A 23,683-nucleotide genomic window follows, 5' to 3' on the forward strand; every position below is an offset into this window, starting at 1 on the left:
CGGACCGGTAGTTCAGTTGGTTAGAATGCCGGCCTGTCACGCCGGAGGTCGCGAGTTCGAGTCTCGTCCGGTCCGCCACGATAACTTGCAGATTGGTTGATTAAAGATCAACACCCTGGGTGGTTAGCTCAGTTGGGAGAGCACCAGCCTTACAAGCTGGGGGTCACTGGTTCGAACCCAGTACCACCCACCATCGAAAGATGGCCTGGAAACGTAAAGCAGTACCAAAGTAACATCAGCATGATGCAACAGCGGACCGGTAGTTCAGTTGGTTAGAATGCCGGCCTGTCACGCCGGAGGTCGCGAGTTCGAGTCTCGTCCGGTCCGCCATTAAGCACTAGCGTTTATTTTACGCACTGAAATTTTAAGTGTACGGGTATAATTATTTTCGGTTTTATACCGACGAATTCTAAAAACCCCGGATCTTTGATCCGGGGTTTTTTCGTATGTGCGCTAGTTTTTAAGCCAGTTAGGCAACCGCGCTAATGCCTGCTTTGGCAATCTGCACGTCCTGGTCGGGTTTTACGCCAGAAATGCCCACTGCGCCGATTACCTGACCGTCAACGATGATGGGTACGCCACCGGATAGCAGGCCTGAGAAGGGGGCGGACACAAACGCTGTACGGCCGCCGTTAATCATCTCTTCGAACACTTGGGTTTCTTTACGGCCCAGGGCGGCATTGCGTGCCTTGTGCGTGGCGATTTCGGCGCTAAAGGGCGCCGCGCCGTCCAGGCGGCTAAGGGCGAGCAGATGGCCGCCGTCATCGGTGATTGCAATTGTGACCGGCCAGCTGTTGCTGTTAGCTTCTTTCTGGGCGGCCTCAAGAATTTTCGTGATATCCGCTTGAACAAGTACGGCTTTAGTTTGCATATCAGGTCCTTTTTTTATCAACAGGATGGTAATTGCTGCGCCGGTTGGTGGGCGCAGCAGGAAGATCAGTGAGTCATCAGTGCCGCGTCCACGACCTCAACCCAGTGGCGCACTGGCGTACGACTCGCCCCCGCTAAGTGCGTTTGGCAGCCAATATTAGCGGTTACTATAAGCTCTGGATTGCCCGCTTCCAACGCCGCCAGCTTATTATCGCGCAATTGGGTGGCAAGCTCTGGCTGGGTGATGGAGTAAGTACCTGCGGACCCGCAGCAGAGGTGCGCATCCTGCACGGGTGTCAGCGAAAAACCCAGCTTGATCAATACGCCTTCTACCGCGCCGTTAAGCTTCTGGGCGTGCTGCAGTGTGCACGGGCAATGGAAGGCCAAGCGTTGGGTCTCTTTAACCTGTAGTGCTTCTAAGGGCTCCTCACGCAGAATCTCGACGATATCTTTTGCCAGCGCGCTGATCTTCTTGGCCTTTTCAGCGTAGTGCGGGTCATCTTTGAGCATATAGCCATACTCTTTGATAAACGCTCCGCAGCCGCTAGCGGTTTGTACAATCGCCTCGGCGCCCTGTTCGATATGCGGCCACCAGGCATCGATGTTGGCGCGCATGCGGGCGCGGCCGTCATCTTGGGCGTTAAGGTGAAAATCAATCGCCCCGCAACAGCCGGCCTCCGCCACTGGCGTCAGGCTAATACCCAGGCGATCCAGCAGGCGTGCTGTCGCGGCGTTGGTATTGGGTGACAGTCCAGGTTGTACACAGCCTTCTAAAATCAGCATTTTGCGAGTATGCAGTTTACTATCAGGCCGCTTGCCCGCATTGACCGGCGCTGCAGGCATCTTGTTGCGCAGCTTGCTCGGCACCAATGGTTTGAACGTGAGTCCCAGTTTTAACAGCGTTTGAAAACGCTTGGGTTCCACCATCATTTTGCGCAACGCATAGCGCTGGGCGCGGTCGGCCGGCGGGCGCGGTACACGGCGCTCAATTTCCGCGCGGCCGATATTCAAAAGCTTGTGGTACTCGACCCCAGACGGACAGGTGGTTTCACAGTTCTGGCAGGTCAGACAGCGGTCCAGATGCAGCCGGGTTTCTGCGGTGACCTGGTCATCTTCGTCACGGCTTTCCAGCAGCTCCTTCATCAGGTAGATGCGCCCGCGAGGGCCGTCACGCTCATCACCCAGCAACTGGTAGGTGGGGCAGGTGGCGTTACAGAAGCCGCAGTGGACGCAGGTGCGCAAAATACGCTCCGCTTCCTGAATATGCGGCTTTTGACGATCTGCATCGGTAAAATGCGTTTGCATATCAGCTCTCCTGATTAAAACGCCGCGTAAAGACGACCGGGGTTGAAAATGCCGTGAACATCCAGCTCCGCTTTTAAATTGCGGTGATATTTTTCAACCACGCTGTTTAACGGGGTAAACGGCTCTGCCGCTCCACCCTGCGTTTGCGGCGTATAGCAGGTGGCGTGCCCACCGGCGGCCTGGCACGCGTTGCGTAGTATTGCTGCATCAAGCGTGGTTTTTACCCAACGCTGGCTGCCACCCCAGTCGTAGAAGATATCGGCTTCGGGAATATCCAGCGCAAGCGGCGCGGTATGCGTGGGTAGCGACAGTCGCCAAAGCGCCTTACCATCCTCAAGATGAAAAAATCCATGGGTTTGATTGGCAAGCGAACGCCAGAAACTGGCTTCCAGTGGTTCGCCGCCCAAGCGCTCCTGGGTCGCTTTTACCGAGCTGTTGCCGCCTTCCAGGCGAATATAAAGCTCGCCTGCATGCCAGGCGGCCGCGGTGATGGGTAATGGCAAACGACCCAGTTCCGCCAGTTTATTCAAAGCATCTTCTAGGCCCATGGGTAGACGCAAGCAGTGGTTTGCTGTCGGAATCGGCAACACTTTAAACGAAATATCCGCAAGCACGCCAAGCGTTCCCTGGGCGCCAGCCATTAAGCGGGAAAGGTCGTAGCCCGCCACGTTTTTCATGACTTCGCCGCCAAAGCGCAGCAGCTTGCCTTCCTGAGTAATTACTCGCGTGCCAAGCACAAAGTCACGCGCTGCACCCGCCCAGGGGCGGCGAGGCCCGGAAAGGCCGGTCGCCACCGCGCCGCCGATGGTGCTGTTCTCACCGAAACTTGGCGGTTCAAAGGCAAGCATCTGATGGTGTTCGGCCAGGGCTTTCTGCAGCGCGCTTAATCGCGTACCGGCGCGTACTGTTACCACAAGCTCAACCGGGTCGTAAGACACAATGCCGCTGTGTTCGGCTATGCAAAGCGGCTGGCCTTCTACCGGGCGGCCATAAAATGCGCGGGTATCGCCGCCCACAAGGCGTAGCGGCGTGCGTTTTTCATAAGCCGTACGCACCTGCTCACACAGGCGCTCAGAAATATCGCGGTCGGCGGCGTGAATCGCTAAATCAGTCATGGTCTTTCCTGGTGTTTGCCTTGTTCGATTTATCATCAAAAGCGCGGTAGCTCTGGATGCGGCAATTCATTGTTATGGACATGCATAGCGCCAAATTCAGCACAGCGGGCCAGTGTGGGGATGTTTTTTCCTGGGTTAAGCAGTCGCTTGGGATCAAACGCGGCTTTTAGCGCATGGAAAATGCTGATCTCATCCGCCTGGAACTGACTGCACATCTGGTTGATCTTTTCGCGCCCTACGCCATGCTCGCCGGTAATCGAACCACCAGCGGCCACGCACAGCTCCAGAATCTTGCCGCCTACCTCTTCGGCCAGTGCCAGCTCACCCTCTTTATTGGCATCGAACAAAATCAGGGGGTGCATATTGCCATCACCGGCGTGAAAGACGTTGGCTACCGCCAGGCCGCTCTGTTCAGAAAGCGCCGCGATGCCCTTGAGCACGCGGGGAAGTTCGCAGCGGGGAATCGTACCGTCCATGCAGTAGTAATCAGGCGACATGCGACCAACCGCCGGAAAGGCATTTTTGCGCCCGGCCCAGAACTTGGCGCGCTCCAGCTCATCACGGGCCTGCTGAATCTGCGTGGCACCGGCTTTTTCGAGCACTCGGCGTACCGTCTCGCAGTCGTCATCTACGTCCGCTTCAACGCCATCAAGCTCGCACAGTAAAATCGCCTCGGCGTCCAGCGGGTAGCCCGCTTTGACAAAATCTTCAGCGGCCTTGATGGCAAGCTTATCCATCATTTCCAGGCCGCCTGGGATAATGCCCGCCGCAATAATATCGCCCACCGCGCGGCCGGCTTTTTCAACGTCGTCAAAGCTTGCCATCAAGACTTTGGCGGTCTCCGGTTTGGGCAGCAGCTTGACGGTAATTTCGGTGACCACACCCAGCATGCCTTCTGAGCCGTTCATCAGTGCGAGCAGATCAAAACCCGGCGCATCCAGCGATTCGGCGCCCAGCGTCATGCGCTCACCTTCAATGGTCAGCACATCAACGCGCAGTACGTTGTGTACGGTCAGACCGTATTTAAGGCAGTGTACGCCGCCGGCGTTTTCCGCCACGTTGCCGCCAATCGAGCAGGCAATTTGCGATGACGGGTCGGGGGCGTAGTAAAGCCCGTAAGGCGCGGCCGCCTCGGAAATGGCCAGATTGCGCACCCCAGGCTGCACGCGGGCCATGCGTGCATCAGGGTCAACGCTCAGTATCTTGTTAAACCGCGACATCACAAGCAGTACGCCCTGCTCAAGCGGCAGCGCGCCGCCGGAAAGGCCGGTTCCCGCACCTCGCGTCACCACTGGTACGTCTAATGCGTGGCAGCGTTTTAACAGGGCTTCGACCTGGTCAAGGTTTTCGGGCAGCGCTACCAGCATGGGCAATACCCGGTAAGCGGCCAAGCCATCGCACTCGAAGGGGCGCAGATCTTCTTCACGGTGGAGCAGGGTCAGGGTCGGCACTGCCTGCTGTATATCGGTTAAAACCTCGGTTTTATCACGGCGGGCAAGCTCGCCATCAAGACGCTCATCAAAGAGGATATTCATCACAACATCCCAGGTTTTTTATCGTTTAAGGTAACCGCACGGTCAATCAAGCATGGGTCAATCTGAGCTGTTTTTGTATGCCTGTCCAGAGTGTGGTGCAATGGTCAGACCAGTAATTGGTCGATAATCATGCAATGTTGAGCTTGATAGTTACGGTACGATGAGGTTTATCTTATGGATCATCTAGGTGGGCTTTTGAAAGGAACGAGCATGGGCTTTTCCAGTGAAGACATGTCCATGGGCAGGCGTACGCCTGAAAACGTAGCGGCCCGGCTGGAGCGTTTGATTCTGGAGGGTGTTTTTCGCCCTGGACAGCTGTTGCCGTCAGAAAGGCGGCTGTGCGAGCGGCTCAAGGTGTCACGCGCCTCGCTACGTGAAGGCCTACGGATTTTGCGTAGTAGAGGGATGATCGAAACGCGCCAGGGCCACGGTTCAACCGTGGCGTCGCTTCTGCCCATGCAGGATAAAAGCCCGCTGATGCACCTGTTTCATGACCATCCGCGCACGCTGTTTGATTTACTCGAAGTGCGCGCTCTGCTGGAAGGCGAGTCGGCGTTTTTGGCCGCCAGGCGAGGCACGTCCATGGATCGCGTGCTGATTACTAGACGCTACCGGGAAATGGCGGATTATGCCGAGCATTCAGATCCTATCGATGTGGAGCGTCTGGCGCGGCTGGACCACGCGTTTCATTTGGCAGTTTCCCAGGCGTCCCACAACCCCGTGCTGGTGCATACGCTACAAAGCCTGACCGATCTGCTGCTGAGCTCGGTGTTTGCTTCCGTCAAGCACCTTTATCATCGCGAGGGCCCGCGCGAGATGATCAACCGCCAGCATGCAAAGCTTCACGATGCCGTGGTATCCGGCGATGCCGAGCAGGCACGCCAGGTCGCGCTTGAGCATCTCACCAGCATTACCGAGCTTTTGCGTGAGCTGGAGGCAGAAAGCGAGCGCCTGGAGCGCTCCGCGATGCGTATGGAACCCTGGTAGCACGTTTATGCGTTAACAACGCTATGCCCTTCATCAGGCGCTTCATCTTCGATCACCCCAGCTAACGTCGCCACTTCAAGCTTATTGCACAGGTGGTCGCGCAGAATCTGGCCGAGCAGCTGGCTATCGCGCTTTTCCAGCGCATTGATCATGTTTTCATGATCCTTGACCGCCTGATCCCAAAACGCCTGGGTCATCTTTTTCGAGTAGCGCACGCGTTTTACGCGCTGACTAAGATTGCTGTACATCTCCTGAAGCACTTCGTTTTTAGAGGCGGCCAAAATACCTTCATGGATCTGCCGATTAAGCTCAAAATAGGCTTTTAAATCATGCTGATGATAGTGTTCGAGCATGTTGTTGTGCAGCTTGCGAATGGCGGTAATTTCCTTGTCGGTGATATGCTGGCAGGCCAGTTCGCCGGATAAACCTTCCAGCGCCGCCATAAGATCGTAAGTGTCCTTGACCTTCTTGAAGGTTAGGCGAACCACCCGGGCGCCGCGGTTGGGCAGCAGCTCAATCAGGCCTTCGGTCGCCAGCACCTTGAGTGCTTCTCTCAGGGGAGTGCGCGAAACGCCAAATTTTTCACACAGCTGTTTTTCTGATATCCGCTCGCCAGGCGACAGCTCGCCATGCTCGATAAGATCGCCAATACGGTCGGCGACTTCGCGATATAAATTGCGCTGCAGTATCTTCGTCATTGTTCTCTTCCTTCTCGGTCATCCACCTGGCGATCCTACCAAGCTTTGTACAGTACTTTTGCATGGTGCTAATAAAATTTAGCTGTCTTCCCGCTTGGTATAGTGGCGAGTCTACCTATGATCTGCAAAAGTAATTATGAATTCAATATTAACCAGGGTATAAAAAAAATGTTGGTGAAGCGTATTCGACCTCTCCTGATATTAGGAGAAATTAGCATTTAACAAGGATAACAAGGAGCTATCAATGGTAGGTAACGTATATCTTGCAAGCGTGCAGTTAACCCGAGCCCAGGCCCGAGCAATGGCGGAAGGGGCGATTACCCAAGCCCGGGAAGCTGACCTTACGCCATTGACCATCGTGGTGCTGGATGGTGGCGGCCACGTCGTGGTGGCTGAGCGTGAAGATGGATGCGCGCCGTTGCGCTACGCCGTGGCGCAAGGCAAAGCCTATGCCGCGCTAGGCATTGGTGTTGCCAGCGGCGTGACAGGGGAGCGCAATCAAGAGCGACCGGCCTTTCTAGCCAGCGTAGCGGCCGCTTCTCAAGGTCGGTTTACCCCTGTGGCCGGTGGTGTACTCATTCTTGATGATAAGGACTGCGTGATTGGTGCCGTAGGCATCAGTGGGGCATCGTCAAGCGAAGATCAGCAGGCCGCCATTGCCGGTATTGAGGCCGCAGGGTTCAAGTGGGGGCTTGAGCCTACGCTTGATTAACGTATTCCTTTGTAGGGTTATCAACAAAAGCGCCTCAACGCAGGCGCTTTTTTTATGGCTGACAGTTTTTACGCTTATCGCCTACAGATGATTGCTTGTAAATCAAACGGCTGTGAAGCACGACTTTCGATCAATACGAAAGTTTAATACCTAATTTTGAATTTTGAATTCAAATTGAATGAGTGCACAGGAGCGGTGTACGCGTCGCAGGGATGCGACAACTGAATGAGCGTGCAAGGTTCATCGGGCCACAAGCCCCGGTGGCAACGATCCAACAACAATAAGTTTCTCTTGGAGTGCTCTATGAAATTTTTCAAAACAACAATTTTGACCGTTGCCGTGGCGATTGGCTTACAGGCCTCTGCGGCGAATGCCAATACGGAAGTGCGGCTGGGCCATGTGGGTGGCCCTGGTTCGCTGTTTGAAATTACTGCTAATCGCTTCGCCGAGCTTGCCAATGAACGCTTGGACGGCGTGGCTGAAGTGAATGTGTACGGTAATAGCCAGTTGGGAAGCGACGAGTCGATGATGCGCCGCTTGCGGTTGGGGTCTTTGGACCTGTCGATTCCCTCGACGGTAATGAGCTCTGAATCCGATCAGTTTGCGTTATTTGAAATGCCCTACCTGATCAAAGACCGTGAACACATGAAGCGGGTTCGCGATGAAGTCGTCCGTGGGCCGCTTTATGAAGCAGCTGAAGCGCGCGGTTTTAAAATTATCGGGGTATGGGAAAACGGTTTTCGTCAGATCACCAACAACGTAAGACCTATTGTCGTGCCGGAGGACCTGGAAGGCATCAAGCTGCGTACGCCAAGCGGCGTATGGCGTATTGAGATGTTCAGAAGCTACGGTGCCGCTCCTTCGCCAATGTCGCTTTCTGAAGTGTTCGTGGCGCTGCAAACCGGCGCAATGGATGGTCAGGAAACCCCCCTGATTCAAACCTATTCTTCGCGTTTTCAGGAAGTTCAGGACTATCTCTCCTTATCCAATCACGTCTATACGCCCGCTTATCTGACCGCGGGTGCCAGCTGGAATCGCCTGCCTGAAGAAGTGCGCACAGTGCTCGAGGAAGTCGCCTTGGAAATGGAAGACTTCGCTCTTGAAGAGGGTTTGCGCCTGGATGAAGAGACGTTGGTAAAAATGCGTGATGAAGGCATGGAAGTGAATGAAGTCGACTTCGACGCCTTTGTTGAAGCCTCTCAGGCCATTTATGACAAGTTTGCCAACGATGTCGACGGTGGTCAGGAACTTATCGATACGGTAGCTGGGCTACGCGACTAAGCCAGTTAACCGTCTCTTAGAGGCGCAATGCCTGCGTACAGGGGCGCCTCAACGTTCTGGAGGTTTTAATGAGTGCTTATACCAAGTTCAAGAACGCCTATTTCTCGTTTCTTGAGGGGATTGTGGTGGTCTTGGTTATTGCCCTGGCAGGCGTTGTCACTATCGGATTCGTTACGCGCTATCTCGGCTTCCCATTGAGCTGGTACGACGAGCTGGCTGCCGTGCTGCTGGCATGGGTGACGTACTACGGAACGGCACTGGCAGCCGCCAAGGGGGCGCATATTACCTGCCCAAGCGTATTGAATATGTGCCCGCCGTCGATCCGCGTGCCGATTGCCTTACTGGCTGAGGCCATCACCATCGGCTTTTTCATATTTCTTGGTCTGGCAAGCTACCAGGTAATGCTGATTCTTGAAGGCGTCAATATGGTCAGCCTGCCGTCCATCTCCATGCAGCTTACCCAATCGGCCATTCCCGTAGCTTCTGTACTATTCATTATCGCTGAACTGCTGCGCTTACCTGACGTGCTGAAAAGCGCTCGCGGCAAAGGGTTTATCGATCACGAACTGGAAGAAGCTGGTATCGATGCCGAAGAAGTCGAAGCCGTCAGCACTCAACAGCGAGGGTAAGTAGCCAGCATGACCATACTGTATATCTTCATCGCATTGATCGTGCTGATTCTGATCAATGTGCCGGTGGCCGTTGCCCTGGCGTTAGTCGGCACCATTGCCACCTTTATGACCTACGGCAGCATGGCGATGCCGACGGTCGGCATGACTATGTTCGAGGGGGCCACGAACTTTCCCCTGATCGCCATTCCGCTGTTTATCCTGGCCGGTGCGATCATGAATGCATCGAGTATCTCGCGGCGTTTGATCGATTTGGCCATGGCCATGGCCATGGTCGGGTTTATCAAGGGCGGGCTTTCCATGGTGACTATTGGAGCTTCGGTATTTTTCGCTGAAATCTCGGGGTCATCGGTGGCGGGGGTGTCGGCGATCGGCAGTATCCTGATTCCGGCCATGCGTAAAAAGGGCTACTCGAAAGAGTTTGCCGCCTCCATCTCTTCATCCGCGGCGAGCCTTGCGATCATTTTGCCGCCGTCGATTCCCATGATCCTGTACGCGGTGATGTCCGGTGAGTCCGTGGTACAGATGTTTGTGGCGGGTATTTTTCCTGGGCTTTTAGGCGCCATGGGGCTAGCCGCCATGTGTTACTACCTTGCCCGAAAATACAACTTTCCTTCTGAAGGGCGTTTCCGGGTATCTGTACTCTGGAAAGCCCTGAAGGAAGCGGTTTGGGCGCTGCTGATTCCCGTCATTATCCTGGGCGGAATTTTTGGTGGCTTTGTGACGGCAACCGAAGGCGCGGCCCTTGCTGTGTGCGTGGCGATCTTTATCAGTGCGGTGGTGTATCGCGAGTTTACGATCAAAAACTTTATCGACTCGTGCAAAAGTGCTGGTGTGCAAACGGCGGTAGTAATGCTGCTGGTGGCGGCTTCTGCGGTGGTGGGCAGCTATCTCACCGAGACCCGCGTGCCCCAGGAAATTGCCATGCAGATCAGCGATCTGACGGATAACAAATACGTCATTCTGGCCCTTTTGAACGTCATCTTCCTGATTTTGGGAATTTTCCTGCACTCGGCCGCGGCGATTATTCTGGTCGTGCCTATCGTGCTGCCGCTTGTCCTGGAAGTGGGTATCGATCCGCTGCACTTTGGCTTGATTGTCACGCTGAACCTGGCGATTGGACAGCAGACGCCGCCCGTGGCCAGCGTACTAATTGCCGCATGCTCGATTGCCAAATCGGATATCTGGGCGACGTCCAAAACCAACCTGTGGTTTATCGCGGTGCTGTTCACGATTTTGATGATCAACACCTATATCCCCGCGTTTGCACTGGCGCTGGTTAACTTTATCTACGGCTAAGGGAGTCATTTATGAAAGATTCACATGATTCACCGCTAACCGACAGCGTGCATTTTGAAATTCGCGACGGTGTTGCCTGGATCGGTTTTAACCGCCCGCAAAGCCGCAATGCAATGACCTGGGAGATGTACAACGCCCTGGAACACTACTGCGATGTTCTGGCGGGTGATGACGAGGTTCACGCCGTGGTGCTTCACGGGGTAGGCGGCGAGGCGTTTGTTGCGGGCACGGATATTACCCAGTTTGCCAACTTTTCAAAGCCTGACGATGCCATCGGCTATGAACGCCGGATCGATCAGGTGGTGGGCAAGCTCGAGCGCTTCCCCAAGCCGACCCTGGCGTTGATTGAAGGGGCCTGCGTGGGTGGCGGTGCCGCGCTTGCCCTGGTATGCGACTTCCGCTACGCCACCTCGACCATGAAGTTCGGGGTGCCCATCGCCAAGACTTTGGGCAATACGCTGTCGATCAATAACGTATCACGCCTGATCGACATGGTCGGCGTGGCTCGCACCAAGGAAGTGCTGATGATGGCGCGGCTATTTGGCGCTGAAGAAGCGCACGCCACCGGGCTTGTGAACCACGTCTTTGCCGCCGAGACCATTTACGCTGACGTCGCCAAGCTCGCAGCAGACTTTGCCAAGCGGGCGCCGCTTACCCTGCAGGCCAGCAAAGCATTGATCAACCGTGCGCTTGAGCAGCGAAGGCTTGAAGCGGATGCCAGCGATGACTGGGTAACGACCTGCTATATGAGCCGCGACTTTGCCGCTGCCGTGGGTAAGTTCGTCAATAAAACGTCGTTTGAGTGGACGGGCCGCTAAACAAGAAGGAGGAAGGCATATGCTTCCCTTACAAAATATAAAAGTGCTGGACGTCTCCCAAATCATGGCAGGGCCTTACTGCACCATGGTGCTGGCCGATATGGGCGCTGAGGTCATCAAGGTTGAAAAGCTCAACGGCGGTGATGATAGCCGCCAGATGGGACCTTATGTGAATGGGGAATCCACCTGCTTTTCGCAGATCAATCGCAATAAAAAAAGCATTTCACTCAATCTCAAGGACGAACGGGCAAGGCAGATATTCTACCGCCTGGCGGGTGATGCCGATGTAATCGTCGAGAACTACCGGCCAGGCGTTACTAAATCGCTGGCGATCGATTACGACACCATCAAAGCCATCAACCCCGGTATCGTTTACTGCTCGATTTCAGGTTATGGCCAGACCGGCCCCTACAGCCATAAAGGTGGGTTCGATCTAGTAGCCCAGGGCATGACCGGACTGATGTCGATGACCGGCGAGGAGGGAAGGCGTCCGCTGAAAACCGGGATTGCGGTTTACGATATCGGGGCGGGCATCACCGCGGTCTACTCAATACTCGCGGCGCATATTCATAAGATGACCACCGGTGAAGGCCAGCATATTGATATTGCGATTACCGAGTGTGGCTTGCCTTGGTTTACCTGGGAAGCGGCGGCGTACTTTTCTGAGGGCACGGTGCCGGGCCCGACTGGATGGCGCCACCGGGTATCGGCACCTTATCAGGCGGTAAAAGCGCGCGACGGGTATTTGATGCTGGGCTGCGCCAACCAGCGTACCTGGGAGCGGTTTTGCCGCGACGTATTGAAGCGTGAAGCCTTGATGGAAGACCCGCGCTTTATCACCAACCACGACCGTGGCCAGCACGTTGATGAGCTGGAAGCGCTGCTCGAAGAGTTGATGGCCGAGGCAAGCGTGGATGAGTGGTTAACGCTTTGCGATAGCGCTGGCGTGCCTGCCGGGCCTATCAATAATTTCGCCGATGCCATGGCCGATGAGCACTATCTGGCCCGCGGCATGGTGGAAGAGATGGAACACCCGGTAATGGGCAAAATGAAAACCATCGGCTTTCCCAGCAAGTTCTCCCTGACGCCTTCGACAATACGCAGCGCAGCACCGCTGTTTGCGCAGCATACCGATGAGGTGCTTGAGGGAATGGGCTTTGCTGATGACGAACTAAGCTACCTGCGGGCTGAGGGCTGCATCAGGTAGGTTTTTTTAAAACCCATAAATGCATTCATTATCCATTTTTTCAGGCTTTAACCGGCAACAATAACAAGAGGCACACACCATGCTGAAACTCGACTTTCACCCATCCGGCCGTCATTTTCTGCAGATCCCAGGCCCATCACCGGTGCCAGACCGCATATTGCGCGCAATGAGTCTACCCACCATTGACCACCGTGGGCCTGAATTTGGCGCCTTGGGGCTGGAGCTACTGTCCAAGGTTAAAAAGGTCTTTAAAACAGAGCACCCGGTGATTATCTATCCGGCCTCGGGTACCGGCGCCTGGGAAGCAGCACTCGCTAACACCATGTCGCCGGGCGATCAGGTGTTGATGTTCGAGACCGGCCACTTTGCCACGCTATGGCAGAAAATGGCGCTGCGCCTGAGTCTTGTGCCTGAGTTTATCGGCCTGCCGGGTTATGAGGGCTGGCGTCAAGGCGTTCAGGCCGACATGATCCAGGAACGCCTCACCAATGACCCCGAACACGCCATTAAAGCGGTGTGTGTAGTGCATAACGAAACCTCAACCGGGGTAACCAGCGATATCGCAGCCGTGCGCCGCGCTATCGATGCCGCCGGGCACCCGGCGCTTCTTATCGTGGATACCATTTCCGGACTTGCCAGCGCCGACTATTGCCACGATGAGTGGGGCGTGGATGTCACCGTATCCGGCTCACAAAAGGGGCTGATGCTGCCGCCGGGGATTAGCTTTAACGCGCTTTCACCCAAGGCGATTGAAGTTAGCCGGGAGGCCAAGCTTCCCAGAAGTTTCTGGGCTTGGGATGAAATTCTGGAAGCCAACCAGAAGGGCTACTGGCCGTATACGCCCAGTACTAACCTGCTGTATGGCCTCAATGAAGCGCTGGATATGCTGCTGGATGAAGGCATTGACCACGTGCTGGCGCGCCATCAGCGCTGGGCCGCTGGCGTGCGTACGGCGGTCGAGGCCTGGGGGCTGGAAATTCAGTGTCAGGATCCGGCGCTTTATTCCCCTGTACTCACGGGTGTCGTGATGCCTGAAGGAGTCGATGCCGATGAGATTCGCAAGATTATCTACGAGCGCTTTGATTTGTCGCTAGGCATGGGGCTGGGCAAGGCCAAAGGCAAGATGTTCCGCATCGGCCACCTGGGCGACTGCAATGATCTTACCCTGATTGCCACGCTGGGCGGCTGTGAAGCCGGGATGAAGCTTGCGGACGTTAACTTACAGGGCAGTGGCGTCACGGCTGCTCTGGACTACTTTGCCAACAATCCGCTTAGCACAGGCACTTCAGAGCGTTAATGATGGGGAGAGTCACATGACATCACTGACGAAACAGCCCCCATTGCGCGACGCCAGAATTAAACCCGTCGGGGAGCTGGCGGCGCGCTTAAGCCGGGAAATGGCAGGCGACGTGTTGTTTGATCAGGCAACCCGGGGGCGCTATGCCACCGACGCCTCGATCTATCAGGTTACTCCGGTGGGCGTGGTGATCCCCCGCCACCAGGAGGATCTCAAGATTGCTCTGGATATCGCCCGTGATGCCCGTGTGCCGGTGCTGGCGCGCGGTGCAGGCACTAGCCAGTGTGGCCAGACGGTCGGCGAGGCGCTGGTTATCGACACCACGCGCTGGCTTAACCAGATCATCGAGTTCGACGCTGAAGCGCAGACGGTGGTGGTGGAGCCCGGCATGGTGCTTGATCACCTCAACGCCTGGCTAAAGCCTTACGGGCTCTGGTACCCGGTGGATGTTTCGACCAGCGCCCAGTGCACCATCGGCGGCATGGCCGGCAATAACTCCTGCGGATCGCGCTCGATCTATTACGGCAATATGGTGCATAACGTAATGGGCATCGACGCGATACTCGCCGATGGCTTTGAAGCACGGTTTAGCTTTGTAGATAGCCTGGCCGAGGGCTCTCGGGAGCAGCAGCTCGCCCAAAAGGTCAAGGCGATTGCCGAGCGCGTCAGCCCGGAGATTCGCGAGCATTTTCCTAAAGTGCTGCGCCGTGTCGGGGGTTATAACCTGGATCTGTTCGACTGCCAGAACCCCATCCCTTATGACCCCGAGGGCCGATTAAATTTAGCTCACCTGCTGATTGGCTCGGAAGGCACGCTTGGGGTAAGTAGCCGCATCAAGCTGCGGCTTTCCCCGCTACCCAGCCAAAAGGTGCTGGGCGTGGTGAATTTTCCCACCTTCTATCAGGCGATGGATTTAACCCAGCATATCGTCAAGCTCGGCCCCATGGCGGTCGAGCTGGTCGATAAAACCATGATTGAGCTTGCCCTTGAAAACCCCGCGTTTCGTCCGGTGATAGAGAAAGCTCTAATCGGCAAGCCCGAAGCCATCTTGCTGGTGGAGTTTGCCGGTCACGATCACGCCGAGCAACTGGCGGCGCTGAGCGCGCTTAACGAGTTAATGGGTGATTTGGGGCTGCCGGGTAGCGTGGTGAATATGCCCGAAGCAAAGGAGCAGAAAGCGCTTTGGGATGTGCGCAAGGCGGGGCTCAATATCATGATGAGCATGAAGGGCGACGGCAAGCCGGTCTCGTTTATTGAAGACTGCGCCGTGCCTCTTGAACATCTGGCCGAGTACACGGACAAGCTTACCGAGGTGTTCAACCGCTACGGCACCGAAGGGACCTGGTATGCCCATGCCGGCGTGGGTACGTTGCACGTACGGCCGATTCTGGACATGCGCCGCGATGGCGCTGAAAAAATGCGCGAGATCGCCGAACTGGCTTCCTCGCTGGTGCGTGAATACAAAGGCGCTTACTCCGGTGAACACGGCGACGGCATCTGTCGTGGCGAATGGGTCGCCTGGCAGTTTGGCGATACGCTTAACAATGCCTTTCGCGAGATCAAGGCGCTGTTTGACCCGCAGAACCTGTTCAACCCCGGCAAGATCGTCGATACCCCGAAAATGGATGACGAGCGCTATTTCCGGTTCCCCAGAACGTATCAGACGATTCCGATTACGCCGGTGTTTGATTGGTCAGCCTGGAACGTAAAGCGCGACCCGTTAACCGGCGAGCAGACGCCGCCCGGTACCGCAGGCGATCCTACCCATGGACTCGCCATGGCGGTCGAAATGTGCAACAACAACGGCCACTGTCGCAAGTTTGATGCAGGCACCATGTGCCCAAGCTTTCGAGCGACCAAAGACGAGCAGCATTTAACGCGGGGGCGGGCCAATACGCTGCGCTTGGTGCTTTCGGGCCAGCTCGGCGAGGAGGGGCTTGCCAGCGACGCTGTTAAAGAAGCGCTCGACCTGTGTGTTTCCTGCAAGGGCTGTAAACGCGAATGCCCGACCGGCGTGGATATGGCCAAGTTCAAGATTGAAGCGCGTACCGCGCGCGCCAAAGCGAAAGGCCTGTCGCTGCGTGATCGCATGGTCGGTGAGATGCCGCGCTATGCGCCGTGGGCGAGCCGCTTTTCAGGCTTAATGAACTATGTGGAGCGCACCCCGTTTCTGGCCAACCGAGTCAAAAAGACGCTCAATTTTGCCCCGGAGCGAGCACTGCCTGCCTTCAAAGGTAACTTCCTGGCAGGCAACCACAAAGCGGCAAGTCACGAAGTCGCTGAGCGCGAGGTACTGCTGTTTGTCGATACCTTCAATAATTATATGGAAGGCGACAACGCCAAAGCCGCTAAGCGCGTACTGGAAGCCGCCGGGTATCGGGTACACCTCAACGTCACTAAGGGCCAGCGGCCGCTGTGCTGTGGGCGTACTTATCTATCCTCCGGCCAGTTCGAGAAAGCCAAGGCAGAAGCCAGGCGAACGCTTGATCACTTGATGCCGTTTATCGATCGCGGCGTGGCGGTCGTGGGGCTTGAACCATCGTGTCTTTTCAGCATGCGCGATGAGTTCCTGCAGTATGGGTTTGGTGAACAAGCCCGAGCGCTCGCCGACTCGGCGTATTTATTTGAAGAGTTTCTGGTGACTGCCCATGAGGCCGGTGAGCTGCCGCTGGCACTCAAACATTCAGGTTATAAGCAGGCCCTGCTGCATGGCCATTGTCATCAAAAGGCCTTTGATGCGCTGCGCCCGGTCGAACAGGTGCTACGCTGGGTGCCGGGGCTTGAGGTCAAAACCATCGAGTCTTCCTGCTGCGGTATGGCGGGGAGCTTTGGCTATGAAGCCGAGCATTACCAGGCCTCGCTTAAAATGGCTGAGCTTTCGCTTCTGCCGGCCATTCGTGAAGCTGAAGAAGACGCTGTTCTGGTTGCCGACGGTACCAGCTGCCGCCACCAGATTAAGGATGGCAGTGGCCGAGAAGCTATTCATGTTGCCCGACTGCTGGAACAGGCGTTAGCCTAACCAAGAAGGCGATTAATAATAATGATCAGGAGGTTAATGTGGCTATTTACCAATATGGTGAGCACCGCCCAGCGATACACGAAGACGTGTATGTCGCGGACACGGCGGATGTGATCGGGCAGGTGACCTTAAGCGCGCGTTCAAGCGTGTGGTATCAGGCCGTGCTACGCGGTGACAGCGATCACCTGGAAATAGGGGAAGAGAGCAATATTCAGGATGGCGCAGTACTGCATGCTGACCCCGGCTACCCACTTAAAGTAGGTAAAGGTGTAACGGTCGGCCACCAAGCAATGCTACACGGCTGTACCGTGGGCGATGGCTGCCTGATCGGTATTCAGGCTGTCGTGCTCAATGGCGCGGTAATTGGTGAAAATAGCCTGGTAGGTGCAGGCGCGTTTATTAAAGAAGGCGCCACTTTTCCCCCCAACTCCCTGATTGTTGGCTCGCCCGCTCGGGTAGTGCGGGAACTCTCGGCGGATGCCGTAGAAGGTTTAAAGCTAAACGCACAAAGCTACGTTATCAAAGGCCAGCAGCATGCCAAGGAGTTAAAGCGAATCGATTAGCCGTATGTCATAAACAGGCGCTCAATAAAAACCCCAGACAGTGTCTGGGGTTTTTTATGCCAATAGCTTGTTAGGCCTACATCAGCGTATCGGTAATTCCAATCACGTAAAAAGCGATTAACGCGATAATACCGGTAAACACCAGGTAGTAGATGGTCGGGATAATCGTTTTACGAATCGTCGCGCCTTCGCGGCCAAGTAAGCCTACGGTTGCCGAGGCTGCGACCACGTTATGAATCGCGATCATATTACCCGCTGCCGCACCGACGGCCTGAAGCGCAACCATCATGGCTGTAGATAGCCCCAGGGTTTGAGCAACGTTAAACTGGAACTCTGCCAGCATCAGGTTGGAAACCGTGTTGGAGCCTGCAATAAAGGCGCCCATGGCACCCACGGCCGGGGCAAAGAACGGGTAGATGTCGCCAACGCCGCTGGCCACGGCCTGGGCCATCATTACCGGCATGGAAACCAAATCAGCCCCGTTAACGCCGGAGTTAATCAGGATACGCACCATCGGAACCGTGAACACCAGCACGAAACCGGCGCCGAAAATCGTCTTGGTGGATTCCGACACTGCCGCGCTGATCTTCTGGGGATTCATGCGGTGCAGGAAATAAGTTATTAATACCACCGCGATAATGATGCCGCCCGGCAGATACAGGGGTTGAACACCACCGCTGACACCGGCTTCGCCAAGAATATTATTCCAGCTCAGGTTGATCGAGGTAAGTGCCACACGCAGTGGTTCAATGGTCCGCGAGGCGACCAGGAACAACGCCAGCAGTACGTAAGGAATCCAGCCCTTAAGGGTCGACATCGGGGCCTTTCCAGCCACATCGTCCAGCTTGATCTGCAGGTTACCAATCCACTCATCCGGCCAGGAAGTAGACTCAGGGAAGTCCCAGGTATCTTTGGGCAGCAAGAAGCCTTTACGCGCCGCGGGGACGACGATCGCCAGGCCGACCATGGCACCAATCATGGAGGGGAATTCAGGTCCCAAGAGCACGCCTACCAGCATGTACGGTACAACGAAGCAGATACCGGTAAAGATGGCGAACGGCGTAATCGAAAGGCCCTCCTTCCAGGAACGGTTCGCCCCGAAAAAACGCACCATCATGATTACGAGTATCAAGGGCATCAGGATACCCACGATGCCGTGAGTAATAGCGACTTCGCTGGTGATCAGTCGGAAAAATTCGTTCCAGGTCGAGCCATTGGCTTCAAGCTGAGCCGTAATGCCGGCGCGATCCAAGCCGCTGCCTACCCCAACCACGACGGGCGTGCCCACAGCACCAAACGAAACGGGCGTTGACTGGATCATCATACCCACGACAACCGCTGCCAGCGCTGGGAAGCCAAGAGCAACCATCAAGGGAGCCGCTACTGCGGCGGGGGTGCCAAAACCAGAAGCCCCTTCAATAAAGCAGCCAAATAGCCATGCAACAATCAGCGCTTGAACCCGGCGGTCAGGGCTAATCCCTGAAAAACCGTTGCGGATAGCCGTAATGCCGCCCGAGTGCTTAAGGGTATTAAGCAGCAAGATAGCCCCGAAAATAATCCATAGAAGCCCTGCTGTTTGGATAAGCCCTTGAATAGTAGAAGCAACTACACGGGTAAACGACATCTCCCAAACGGTCAGACCAATGATTGCCGCAGTTAAGAAAACGATAGGCATGGCTATTTTTGCAGGTACTTTAAACCCAACAAGCAAAATACCTGCTAGCAGTAGTGGCAGGAAAGCCAAGAGAGCAAGTGTTGTTTCATTCATAGGAGAAAATCGCCCCTGTTATTTATTAGGTATGTACCGTCGTCATCTAACGTTTTAGGCGTTAAACGCGAGTAGGGTGAAAGATACGACCCGGTTCAGGAAATAACACTATTGGAAAATTGGTCTGACCAGATTGGCGGCGATTTAAGCACCCAATAAATATATGGTGTTTTTAATTAAGGTTTTGTTTTAATTGTTTTTTATAAGTATTTTTAAGCAGCATTTAAGGCGCCGTTCATTAGACTAAAAGACAGGGCTTAAAAGCTCCTCTTGTATAGCCCGTGCATTAAGCTCAAAGTCTATTAATCAGCTTTGCTGTAGCCCATCTGACCATTAACGGTAAGGATAAAAAGATGACAAGAACGCTTTATGACCTATGTGGGCGTGATGAACGATTACGTTTTTCCCCTTACTGCTGGCGCGTGCGGATGGCGCTGGCCCATAAAAAGCTTGAATTCGATACCATTGCCTGGCGGTTTGAGGACAAAGAGGCACTGGCCTTCGCTGACTACGATAAAGTCCCGGTGCTATGTGATAACGAGCAGATAATTACCGATAGCTTTGAGATCATGCGCTATCTGGATAAAGCCTACCCAGAGTCGCCTGTACTGGGCGAGGGTGTCGACTACCAGCGCGCGCTATTTTTTAAATACTTTGTCGAGCGTAGCGTAACGCCAGGGCTTTTCCGCATTGTTGCGCTGGATCTATTAGATGCTATTCATCCCGATGACCGTGACTATTTCCGTAAAACCCGTGAAGCCCGGTTTGGCATGCCCCTGGCAGAGGTCCATAACCCCGAACAGGGCAGGCAGCAGCTAACTCAGGCGTTGGCACCCGTGCGGGACCAGCTGCGCAGCAGTCCTTTTATCGATGGAGAAGCGCCGAGTGGTGCTGATTATCTGTTGTTTGGCAGCATGATGTGGGCACATACCGTATCGCTTGAGCCACTTGCCGAGCCAAACGACCCGGTGGATGAGTGGTTTAAGCGTATGTTGACGGTTCACGGCGGCGTAGCAGGCAACGCCTTAACCATTCGTGATTTAAGTTAAAAATAAATTAAGATTCTGATTTTTAATATTTTTTTTATGAGAATTTCTGACGATAGGCAAGCCGTTTAATAAAATCATGTTGCGCTGCACAAAAAGCGCTGCTAGCTTGGGGGTAGCGCTGGCCAATGCCAACGCATCAGCATCGCCTCCACCACGAACGGGCGGCGACCTGCTAGCCAACTCGAGGAGATGTCGTGATGATGAAAACTGCAGAGAACACCAATCAACAGTTTGAGTCTGCTTTTGTATCGCCCATGCGTTCTTACACGCTGGCAGCGCTCGATTATTACGAAAAGTTAATGGGTGCCCAAATTGACGCTGCTCGCGCCTACTCGGACATGACCATTTCTCAAGCTCGCACCTGGCTTGATGTTAAAGATGCCGACAGCTTCAAAAAAGCCCTGGAAAGTCAGCAGCGTGCTGCCGGTGATTTCATGGAACGTGTAAAAGGAGATTCTGAAAAAGTATCTTCTATCGGTCAGGATTTTATGCAGGAAAGCCAAAAAATGGCTGAAGAAAATACCCAGAAGGCGGTCGATAATACTCAAAAGGCGGCTGACAATGCTCAGAAAGCCGCGGGTACCAATAAGCAGTAAGCCTTTTTAAGCTGCTAACCCCCTGGCAGCGAAAAACGCTGCGCCCTTTCGGCGCGGCGTTTTTTTATGGGCGCAAGCCACGTGGACGAATTATTCGCCTAAGGCCCGGGCGGTTAACCGAAAGCAGGCAATGCGGACGATTTGCTCAATGGCCGTTGCGCGCTCGGTTAACACATCATTATGCAAGCGCTCTTCAAACGCCGCCAAAATGGCATGTCGGTCAAGACCCTTTACGGCGATAACAAACGGAAAGCCGAACTTGTTTTTGTAAGCTTCATTTAGCGCTTCAAAACGAGAAAACTCCTCTTTAGAACACTTATCTAGTCCAGCGCCTGCCTGTTCGCGAGTAGAGTCCTGGGTCAGCGCCCCCGCAAGCGCTGCTTTCCCGGCAAGATCCGGGTGGGCCTGAATAATGGCCACCTGCTGCTCAGCGGGGGCATTTTGCAACATTTTGCCCATCAGTATCGCAAGCGCCCCTGGAGAATCATGCTCTTCTCGCAGCCCTTGCTGCCAAGCCGCTTCGGCAACCCAGGGCGAGTGCTCATATATATCGCCGTAGTGAGCAACAAAAGCGCTTAGCGATTGCTCGCTAGGGCGGGGGTGCAACATTAATATGGTTTCAGAAGACATGACGATTCCTTAAGCGTGCTCTGATGCTAATCATGTATACAATATAAACACCACGAAGGTAATCTAGATCGATGACTTTGTTCGAGTCGCGATCACTCACCAGTAACAAGGAGTTGTTATGGGCCGTTTAACTACCCACGTGTTGGATACTGCAAAAGGTCAGCCGGGCAGCGGAATCACCATTGAGATATTTCGCCTGGCCGCAGGGCATCGCGAGCATGTGGGCGAAGCGGTGACTAACATGGATGGCCGCTGTGACGTGCCGCTTTTGGAAGGCGAGGCATTTACGCCCGGTGAGTACGAGCTGGTGTTTCATGCTGGAGACTATTTACGTGTCCAGGGCGTTGAAGACGATGAGCCGCGCTTTTTAGACGTTATCCCCTTGCGCTTTGGCGTAGCCGACTCAAGCCAGCATTACCATGTGCCGCTTCTGTTATCCCCCTATGGTTATTCCACTTACCGTGGCAGTTGATAGCCATCTCACCATTTGCCGATATCTCATAAAACAACGCTAAGCACGGTATGATGGTGTCCTAAAAGACGCCAGAAGGTAGGGGACAGGAGAGCTACATGAGTGATGCGCAGGCGACCGCGAAGCGAGTCGCTCCAGAAAAAGAGGCTGATGAGCGCCACGAGGCTATTTATCGCGCAGTAAGCGATGCGATTGTTGAGCAGCGCTTAAAGCCCGGCGCTCGGCTACGTGAAGATGCGCTTGCCGAGGTCTTTAGTATTAGTCGTACCGGCATTCGCAAAATATTGCAGCGCCTTGCGCTAGAGCAGTTGGTAACCCTGACGCCGCGTCGTGGGGCTAGCGTGACACGGCCTACGGCGGAAGAAGCCAAAGATGTTTTCGATGCCCGCCAGCTTATCGAATGCGGACTAATGCCCGATGTGGCAAGGCGGATTGGTGAGAAAGAAGCCGCTGAGTTGCGTGACATGGCCCGCCAAGAACGCCAGGCGCTGCGCAGCGGTCAGCAAAGCAGCGCCATCCGCCTATCAGCAGACTTTCATGTGCGTCTAGCTCAGCTATCAGGCAACGCAACGCTCGCTGAGTTTGTCGAACGACTCTGCTCGCGTTCTTCACTTATTCTCGCAGTATACGGTCATCGTGGTCATTTAGGCTGCGAATCTCATGACCACGATGACCTGATCGGATATCTGGAAACCGGTAACGGTGAACGTGCCAAGGCCTTTATGAGCCGCCATTTGAAGGCTATTGAAGCGTCACTTTCAATGGTCGAAGAAGAAGAGAACGTCCCTGATCTGCAGCAAATATTCGGTGGGTGAAGACTGGCCCAATTACCCGAGGCGCATGAAAGGCTTACATCAAGCTCCAGAACGCTTCGACCAGCGGATTTTTCAGGTTCTTCTTCAAGATAAACAGGCCGATATCATAGGGCGCCAGTTCTGGCGTCACGTCGAGCACTCGAATGCGGTCCATCAACGGACTGTTGTCGAGAACGATTTTAGGCACCACGCCAATGCCTAAGCCCAGGCTCACCATGCTGACAATGGCCTCATTACCGGTGACCTGGGCATAAATACGCGGTGAGATGTCGAGCTTGCGAAACCACTCATCCACCCGCGCTCTTGAGACACCGCTTTCCGATAGGATCATGGGAATGTTCGCCCACTCGGCCGGCGTGATCGGCGTGCCGGCTGGCGCATTCGGCACCTGCTGCTCTAAAGGGGCGATAAACAGCAAAGGTGATGTGGCGATGGGCTTGAAAGCTAGGCCGCGCGGTAGATGGGCAGGCTTTGCGGCGATGCTGAGGTCTTCCTTGCCATCCAGCACGTGGGCGATGGCGTGTTCCGGATCGCCGGTGCGCAGCTTGATCTCGATGGCCGGGTAGGCGATACGAAAGCGGCGCAGCAGCTCATGCAAAAAGCTGTAGCTTGCCGTCACCGAGCCATACAGACTGATTTCACCGCTTAACTGACCTGGGTTGTCGGTCAGCTCGTGGCGAATCAGGTTCCATTGGCTACTGGCCTCGCGGGCATACTCAAGAAACTTCTGGCCTTCCCGAGTCAACATCACGGTCCGGTTGTCGCGGTTAAACAGCGCCACGCCTAGCTCGTCTTCCATATGGCGGATGTTGCGCGACAGCGCAGAAATACTGACGTAGCACTCTTCGCTGGCCCGGCCGAAGTGCAGCGTTTCCGCTAGTGCGAGGAATTGTTTCAAGAGTTTGAAGTTCATGAGTGCCATCATAATGATGTTTTGTGAAAAAAGGGACATGCTGTTGCAAATATATCAATTTAAGAAAGAGTCGTTTTTGGGTAGATTGGTCCTACTCACACGGCG

22 protein-coding genes and 3 tRNA genes are annotated in these 23,683 nt (G+C 54.8%); 17 read left to right on the forward strand and 8 right to left on the reverse strand.

Annotated elements, in window-relative coordinates; all coding sequences use genetic code 11:
• The first annotated feature begins 1 nt into the window (after position 1).
• The 3 genes from INT33_RS18495 (at position 2) to INT33_RS18505 (ending at position 330) form a co-directional block, all read left to right on the forward strand.
• Positions 2 to 78, forward strand: a tRNA-Asp gene (locus INT33_RS18495).
• 39 nt (positions 79 to 117) lie between these two features.
• Positions 118 to 193: transfer RNA gene (locus INT33_RS18500), tRNA-Val, on the forward strand.
• A 60-nt stretch (positions 194 to 253) separates the two neighbouring features.
• Positions 254 to 330: transfer RNA gene (locus INT33_RS18505), tRNA-Asp, on the forward strand.
• A 139-nt stretch (positions 331 to 469) separates the two neighbouring features.
• Here the strand turns inward: INT33_RS18505 and INT33_RS18510 are convergent.
• The 4 genes from INT33_RS18510 to glcD form a co-directional block, all read right to left on the reverse strand.
• Complete coding sequence (locus INT33_RS18510) at positions 470 to 871, reverse strand: heme-binding protein (RefSeq protein WP_193092675.1); 402 nt, start codon at positions 869 to 871, stop codon at positions 470 to 472.
• A gap of 65 nt (positions 872 to 936) precedes the next feature.
• Positions 937 to 2,175 carry a glycolate oxidase subunit GlcF gene (gene glcF, locus INT33_RS18515; protein ID WP_193092676.1) on the reverse strand — a complete coding sequence of 413 codons (1,239 nt, stop codon included), beginning with the start codon at positions 2,173 to 2,175 and terminating at the stop codon, positions 937 to 939.
• 14 nt (positions 2,176 to 2,189) lie between these two features.
• Positions 2,190 to 3,290: a glycolate oxidase subunit GlcE gene (glcE, locus tag INT33_RS18520; protein WP_193092677.1), complete on the reverse strand. Its 1,101-nt coding sequence runs from the start codon at positions 3,288 to 3,290 to the stop codon at positions 2,190 to 2,192.
• Positions 3,291 to 3,325: 35 nt separating this feature from the next.
• Entirely contained in the window at positions 3,326 to 4,825 is a 1,500-nt protein-coding gene (gene glcD, locus INT33_RS18525) for a glycolate oxidase subunit GlcD (RefSeq protein ID WP_193092678.1), read from the reverse strand.
• A 210-nt stretch (positions 4,826 to 5,035) separates the two neighbouring features.
• On the opposite strand from glcD, the gene glcC reads away from it, so the two are divergent.
• Positions 5,036 to 5,812 (forward strand): transcriptional regulator GlcC, encoded by a 777-nt coding sequence (gene glcC, locus INT33_RS18530; RefSeq protein WP_192539832.1) that lies wholly within the window; start codon positions 5,036 to 5,038, stop codon positions 5,810 to 5,812.
• 5 nt (positions 5,813 to 5,817) lie between these two features.
• Here the strand turns inward: glcC and INT33_RS18535 are convergent, their stop codons facing one another.
• Positions 5,818 to 6,510 (reverse strand): GntR family transcriptional regulator, encoded by a 693-nt coding sequence (locus INT33_RS18535; RefSeq protein ID WP_193092679.1) that lies wholly within the window; start codon positions 6,508 to 6,510, stop codon positions 5,818 to 5,820.
• A 244-nt stretch (positions 6,511 to 6,754) separates the two neighbouring features.
• Here INT33_RS18535 and INT33_RS18540 point away from each other — a divergent pair, with 244 nt between their 5' ends.
• From INT33_RS18540 to INT33_RS18580, 9 genes are all read left to right on the forward strand, one after another.
• Positions 6,755 to 7,222: a GlcG/HbpS family heme-binding protein gene (locus tag INT33_RS18540; RefSeq protein WP_192539834.1), complete on the forward strand. Its 468-nt coding sequence runs from the start codon at positions 6,755 to 6,757 to the stop codon at positions 7,220 to 7,222.
• Positions 7,223 to 7,525: 303 nt separating this feature from the next.
• Positions 7,526 to 8,503 carry a TRAP transporter substrate-binding protein gene (locus tag INT33_RS18545; RefSeq protein WP_193092680.1) on the forward strand — a complete coding sequence of 326 codons (978 nt, stop codon included), beginning with the start codon at positions 7,526 to 7,528 and terminating at the stop codon, positions 8,501 to 8,503.
• A gap of 68 nt (positions 8,504 to 8,571) precedes the next feature.
• Positions 8,572 to 9,132 carry a TRAP transporter small permease gene (locus INT33_RS18550; RefSeq protein WP_192537815.1) on the forward strand — a complete coding sequence of 187 codons (561 nt, stop codon included), beginning with the start codon at positions 8,572 to 8,574 and terminating at the stop codon, positions 9,130 to 9,132.
• A 9-nt stretch (positions 9,133 to 9,141) separates the two neighbouring features.
• The gene (locus INT33_RS18555; RefSeq protein WP_193092681.1) at positions 9,142 to 10,431 is read left to right on the forward strand and encodes a TRAP transporter large permease; all 1,290 of its coding nucleotides are present in this window, start codon (positions 9,142 to 9,144) and stop codon (positions 10,429 to 10,431) included.
• Positions 10,432 to 10,442: 11 nt separating this feature from the next.
• Positions 10,443 to 11,249: an enoyl-CoA hydratase/isomerase family protein gene (locus INT33_RS18560; protein ID WP_193092682.1), complete on the forward strand. Its 807-nt coding sequence runs from the start codon at positions 10,443 to 10,445 to the stop codon at positions 11,247 to 11,249.
• A gap of 19 nt (positions 11,250 to 11,268) precedes the next feature.
• Positions 11,269 to 12,456 (forward strand): CaiB/BaiF CoA transferase family protein, encoded by a 1,188-nt coding sequence (locus tag INT33_RS18565; protein WP_193092683.1) that lies wholly within the window; start codon positions 11,269 to 11,271, stop codon positions 12,454 to 12,456.
• Between the two features lie 79 nt (positions 12,457 to 12,535).
• Positions 12,536 to 13,753, forward strand: coding sequence for a pyridoxal-phosphate-dependent aminotransferase family protein (locus INT33_RS18570; RefSeq protein WP_193092684.1), 1,218 nt, complete (start codon positions 12,536 to 12,538; stop codon positions 13,751 to 13,753).
• A 16-nt stretch (positions 13,754 to 13,769) separates the two neighbouring features.
• Complete coding sequence (locus tag INT33_RS18575; protein WP_193092685.1) at positions 13,770 to 16,772, forward strand: FAD-binding and (Fe-S)-binding domain-containing protein; 3,003 nt, start codon at positions 13,770 to 13,772, stop codon at positions 16,770 to 16,772.
• Positions 16,773 to 16,810: 38 nt separating this feature from the next.
• Complete coding sequence (locus INT33_RS18580; RefSeq protein WP_193092686.1) at positions 16,811 to 17,335, forward strand: gamma carbonic anhydrase family protein; 525 nt, start codon at positions 16,811 to 16,813, stop codon at positions 17,333 to 17,335.
• 76 nt (positions 17,336 to 17,411) lie between these two features.
• Here the strand turns inward: INT33_RS18580 and INT33_RS18585 are convergent, their stop codons facing one another.
• Entirely contained in the window at positions 17,412 to 19,103 is a 1,692-nt protein-coding gene (locus INT33_RS18585; protein WP_192537808.1) for an L-lactate permease, read from the reverse strand.
• 353 nt (positions 19,104 to 19,456) lie between these two features.
• Between INT33_RS18585 and INT33_RS18590 the strand changes: the two genes are divergently transcribed.
• Both INT33_RS18590 and INT33_RS18595 read left to right on the forward strand, forming a co-directional pair.
• Positions 19,457 to 20,152, forward strand: a complete 696-nt coding sequence (locus INT33_RS18590; protein ID WP_192537807.1) for a glutathione S-transferase N-terminal domain-containing protein — start codon at positions 19,457 to 19,459, stop codon at positions 20,150 to 20,152.
• Between the two features lie 197 nt (positions 20,153 to 20,349).
• Entirely contained in the window at positions 20,350 to 20,748 is a 399-nt protein-coding gene (locus INT33_RS18595; RefSeq protein WP_192537806.1) for a phasin family protein, read from the forward strand.
• 90 nt (positions 20,749 to 20,838) lie between these two features.
• On the opposite strand, the gene uraD is transcribed toward INT33_RS18595, so the two are convergent.
• Complete coding sequence (gene uraD / locus INT33_RS18600; protein ID WP_193092687.1) at positions 20,839 to 21,378, reverse strand: 2-oxo-4-hydroxy-4-carboxy-5-ureidoimidazoline decarboxylase; 540 nt, start codon at positions 21,376 to 21,378, stop codon at positions 20,839 to 20,841.
• Positions 21,379 to 21,496: 118 nt separating this feature from the next.
• Between uraD and uraH the strand changes: the two genes are divergently transcribed.
• Together uraH and INT33_RS18610 are read left to right on the forward strand one after the other, a co-directional pair.
• The gene (gene uraH, locus INT33_RS18605; protein WP_192537804.1) at positions 21,497 to 21,850 is read left to right on the forward strand and encodes a hydroxyisourate hydrolase; all 354 of its coding nucleotides are present in this window, start codon (positions 21,497 to 21,499) and stop codon (positions 21,848 to 21,850) included.
• Between the two features lie 98 nt (positions 21,851 to 21,948).
• Entirely contained in the window at positions 21,949 to 22,665 is a 717-nt protein-coding gene (locus INT33_RS18610) for a GntR family transcriptional regulator (RefSeq protein ID WP_193092688.1), read from the forward strand.
• 34 nt (positions 22,666 to 22,699) lie between these two features.
• On the opposite strand, the gene ilvY is transcribed toward INT33_RS18610, so the two are convergent.
• Positions 22,700 to 23,578, reverse strand: a complete 879-nt coding sequence (ilvY, locus tag INT33_RS18615; RefSeq protein ID WP_193092689.1) for an HTH-type transcriptional activator IlvY — start codon at positions 23,576 to 23,578, stop codon at positions 22,700 to 22,702.
• Positions 23,579 to 23,683: the final 105 nt, after the last annotated feature.

The organism is Halomonas colorata, assembly GCF_014897985.1.
GTDB lineage: Bacteria > Pseudomonadota > Gammaproteobacteria > Pseudomonadales > Halomonadaceae > Vreelandella > Vreelandella colorata.

What these genes read in the sequence shown, in the direction of transcription:
- INT33_RS18540 (WP_192539834.1), top strand. Translation starts at nt 6,755, where the DNA reads ATGGTAGGTAACGTATATCTTGCAAGCGTGCAGTTAACCCGAGCCCAG.
- INT33_RS18570 (WP_193092684.1), top strand. Translation starts at nt 12,536, where the DNA reads ATGCTGAAACTCGACTTTCACCCATCCGGCCGTCATTTTCTGCAGATC.
- glcE (WP_193092677.1), bottom strand. Translation starts at nt 3,290, where the DNA reads ATGACTGATTTAGCGATTCACGCCGCCGACCGCGATATTTCTGAGCGC.
- uraH (WP_192537804.1), top strand. Translation starts at nt 21,497, where the DNA reads ATGGGCCGTTTAACTACCCACGTGTTGGATACTGCAAAAGGTCAGCCG.
- INT33_RS18550 (WP_192537815.1), top strand. Translation starts at nt 8,572, where the DNA reads ATGAGTGCTTATACCAAGTTCAAGAACGCCTATTTCTCGTTTCTTGAG.
- INT33_RS18575 (WP_193092685.1), top strand. Translation starts at nt 13,770, where the DNA reads ATGACATCACTGACGAAACAGCCCCCATTGCGCGACGCCAGAATTAAA.
- INT33_RS18535 (WP_193092679.1), bottom strand. Translation starts at nt 6,510, where the DNA reads ATGACGAAGATACTGCAGCGCAATTTATATCGCGAAGTCGCCGACCGT.
- INT33_RS18545 (WP_193092680.1), top strand. Translation starts at nt 7,526, where the DNA reads ATGAAATTTTTCAAAACAACAATTTTGACCGTTGCCGTGGCGATTGGC.
- glcC (WP_192539832.1), top strand. Translation starts at nt 5,036, where the DNA reads ATGGGCTTTTCCAGTGAAGACATGTCCATGGGCAGGCGTACGCCTGAA.
- INT33_RS18555 (WP_193092681.1), top strand. Translation starts at nt 9,142, where the DNA reads ATGACCATACTGTATATCTTCATCGCATTGATCGTGCTGATTCTGATC.
- INT33_RS18595 (WP_192537806.1), top strand. Translation starts at nt 20,350, where the DNA reads ATGATGAAAACTGCAGAGAACACCAATCAACAGTTTGAGTCTGCTTTT.
- INT33_RS18560 (WP_193092682.1), top strand. Translation starts at nt 10,443, where the DNA reads ATGAAAGATTCACATGATTCACCGCTAACCGACAGCGTGCATTTTGAA.
- uraD (WP_193092687.1), bottom strand. Translation starts at nt 21,378, where the DNA reads ATGTCTTCTGAAACCATATTAATGTTGCACCCCCGCCCTAGCGAGCAA.
- INT33_RS18610 (WP_193092688.1), top strand. Translation starts at nt 21,949, where the DNA reads ATGAGTGATGCGCAGGCGACCGCGAAGCGAGTCGCTCCAGAAAAAGAG.
- glcD (WP_193092678.1), bottom strand. Translation starts at nt 4,825, where the DNA reads ATGAATATCCTCTTTGATGAGCGTCTTGATGGCGAGCTTGCCCGCCGT.
- INT33_RS18585 (WP_192537808.1), bottom strand. Translation starts at nt 19,103, where the DNA reads ATGAATGAAACAACACTTGCTCTCTTGGCTTTCCTGCCACTACTGCTA.
- INT33_RS18590 (WP_192537807.1), top strand. Translation starts at nt 19,457, where the DNA reads ATGACAAGAACGCTTTATGACCTATGTGGGCGTGATGAACGATTACGT.
- ilvY (WP_193092689.1), bottom strand. Translation starts at nt 23,578, where the DNA reads ATGAACTTCAAACTCTTGAAACAATTCCTCGCACTAGCGGAAACGCTG.
- INT33_RS18510 (WP_193092675.1), bottom strand. Translation starts at nt 871, where the DNA reads ATGCAAACTAAAGCCGTACTTGTTCAAGCGGATATCACGAAAATTCTT.
- INT33_RS18565 (WP_193092683.1), top strand. Translation starts at nt 11,269, where the DNA reads ATGCTTCCCTTACAAAATATAAAAGTGCTGGACGTCTCCCAAATCATG.
- glcF (WP_193092676.1), bottom strand. Translation starts at nt 2,175, where the DNA reads ATGCAAACGCATTTTACCGATGCAGATCGTCAAAAGCCGCATATTCAG.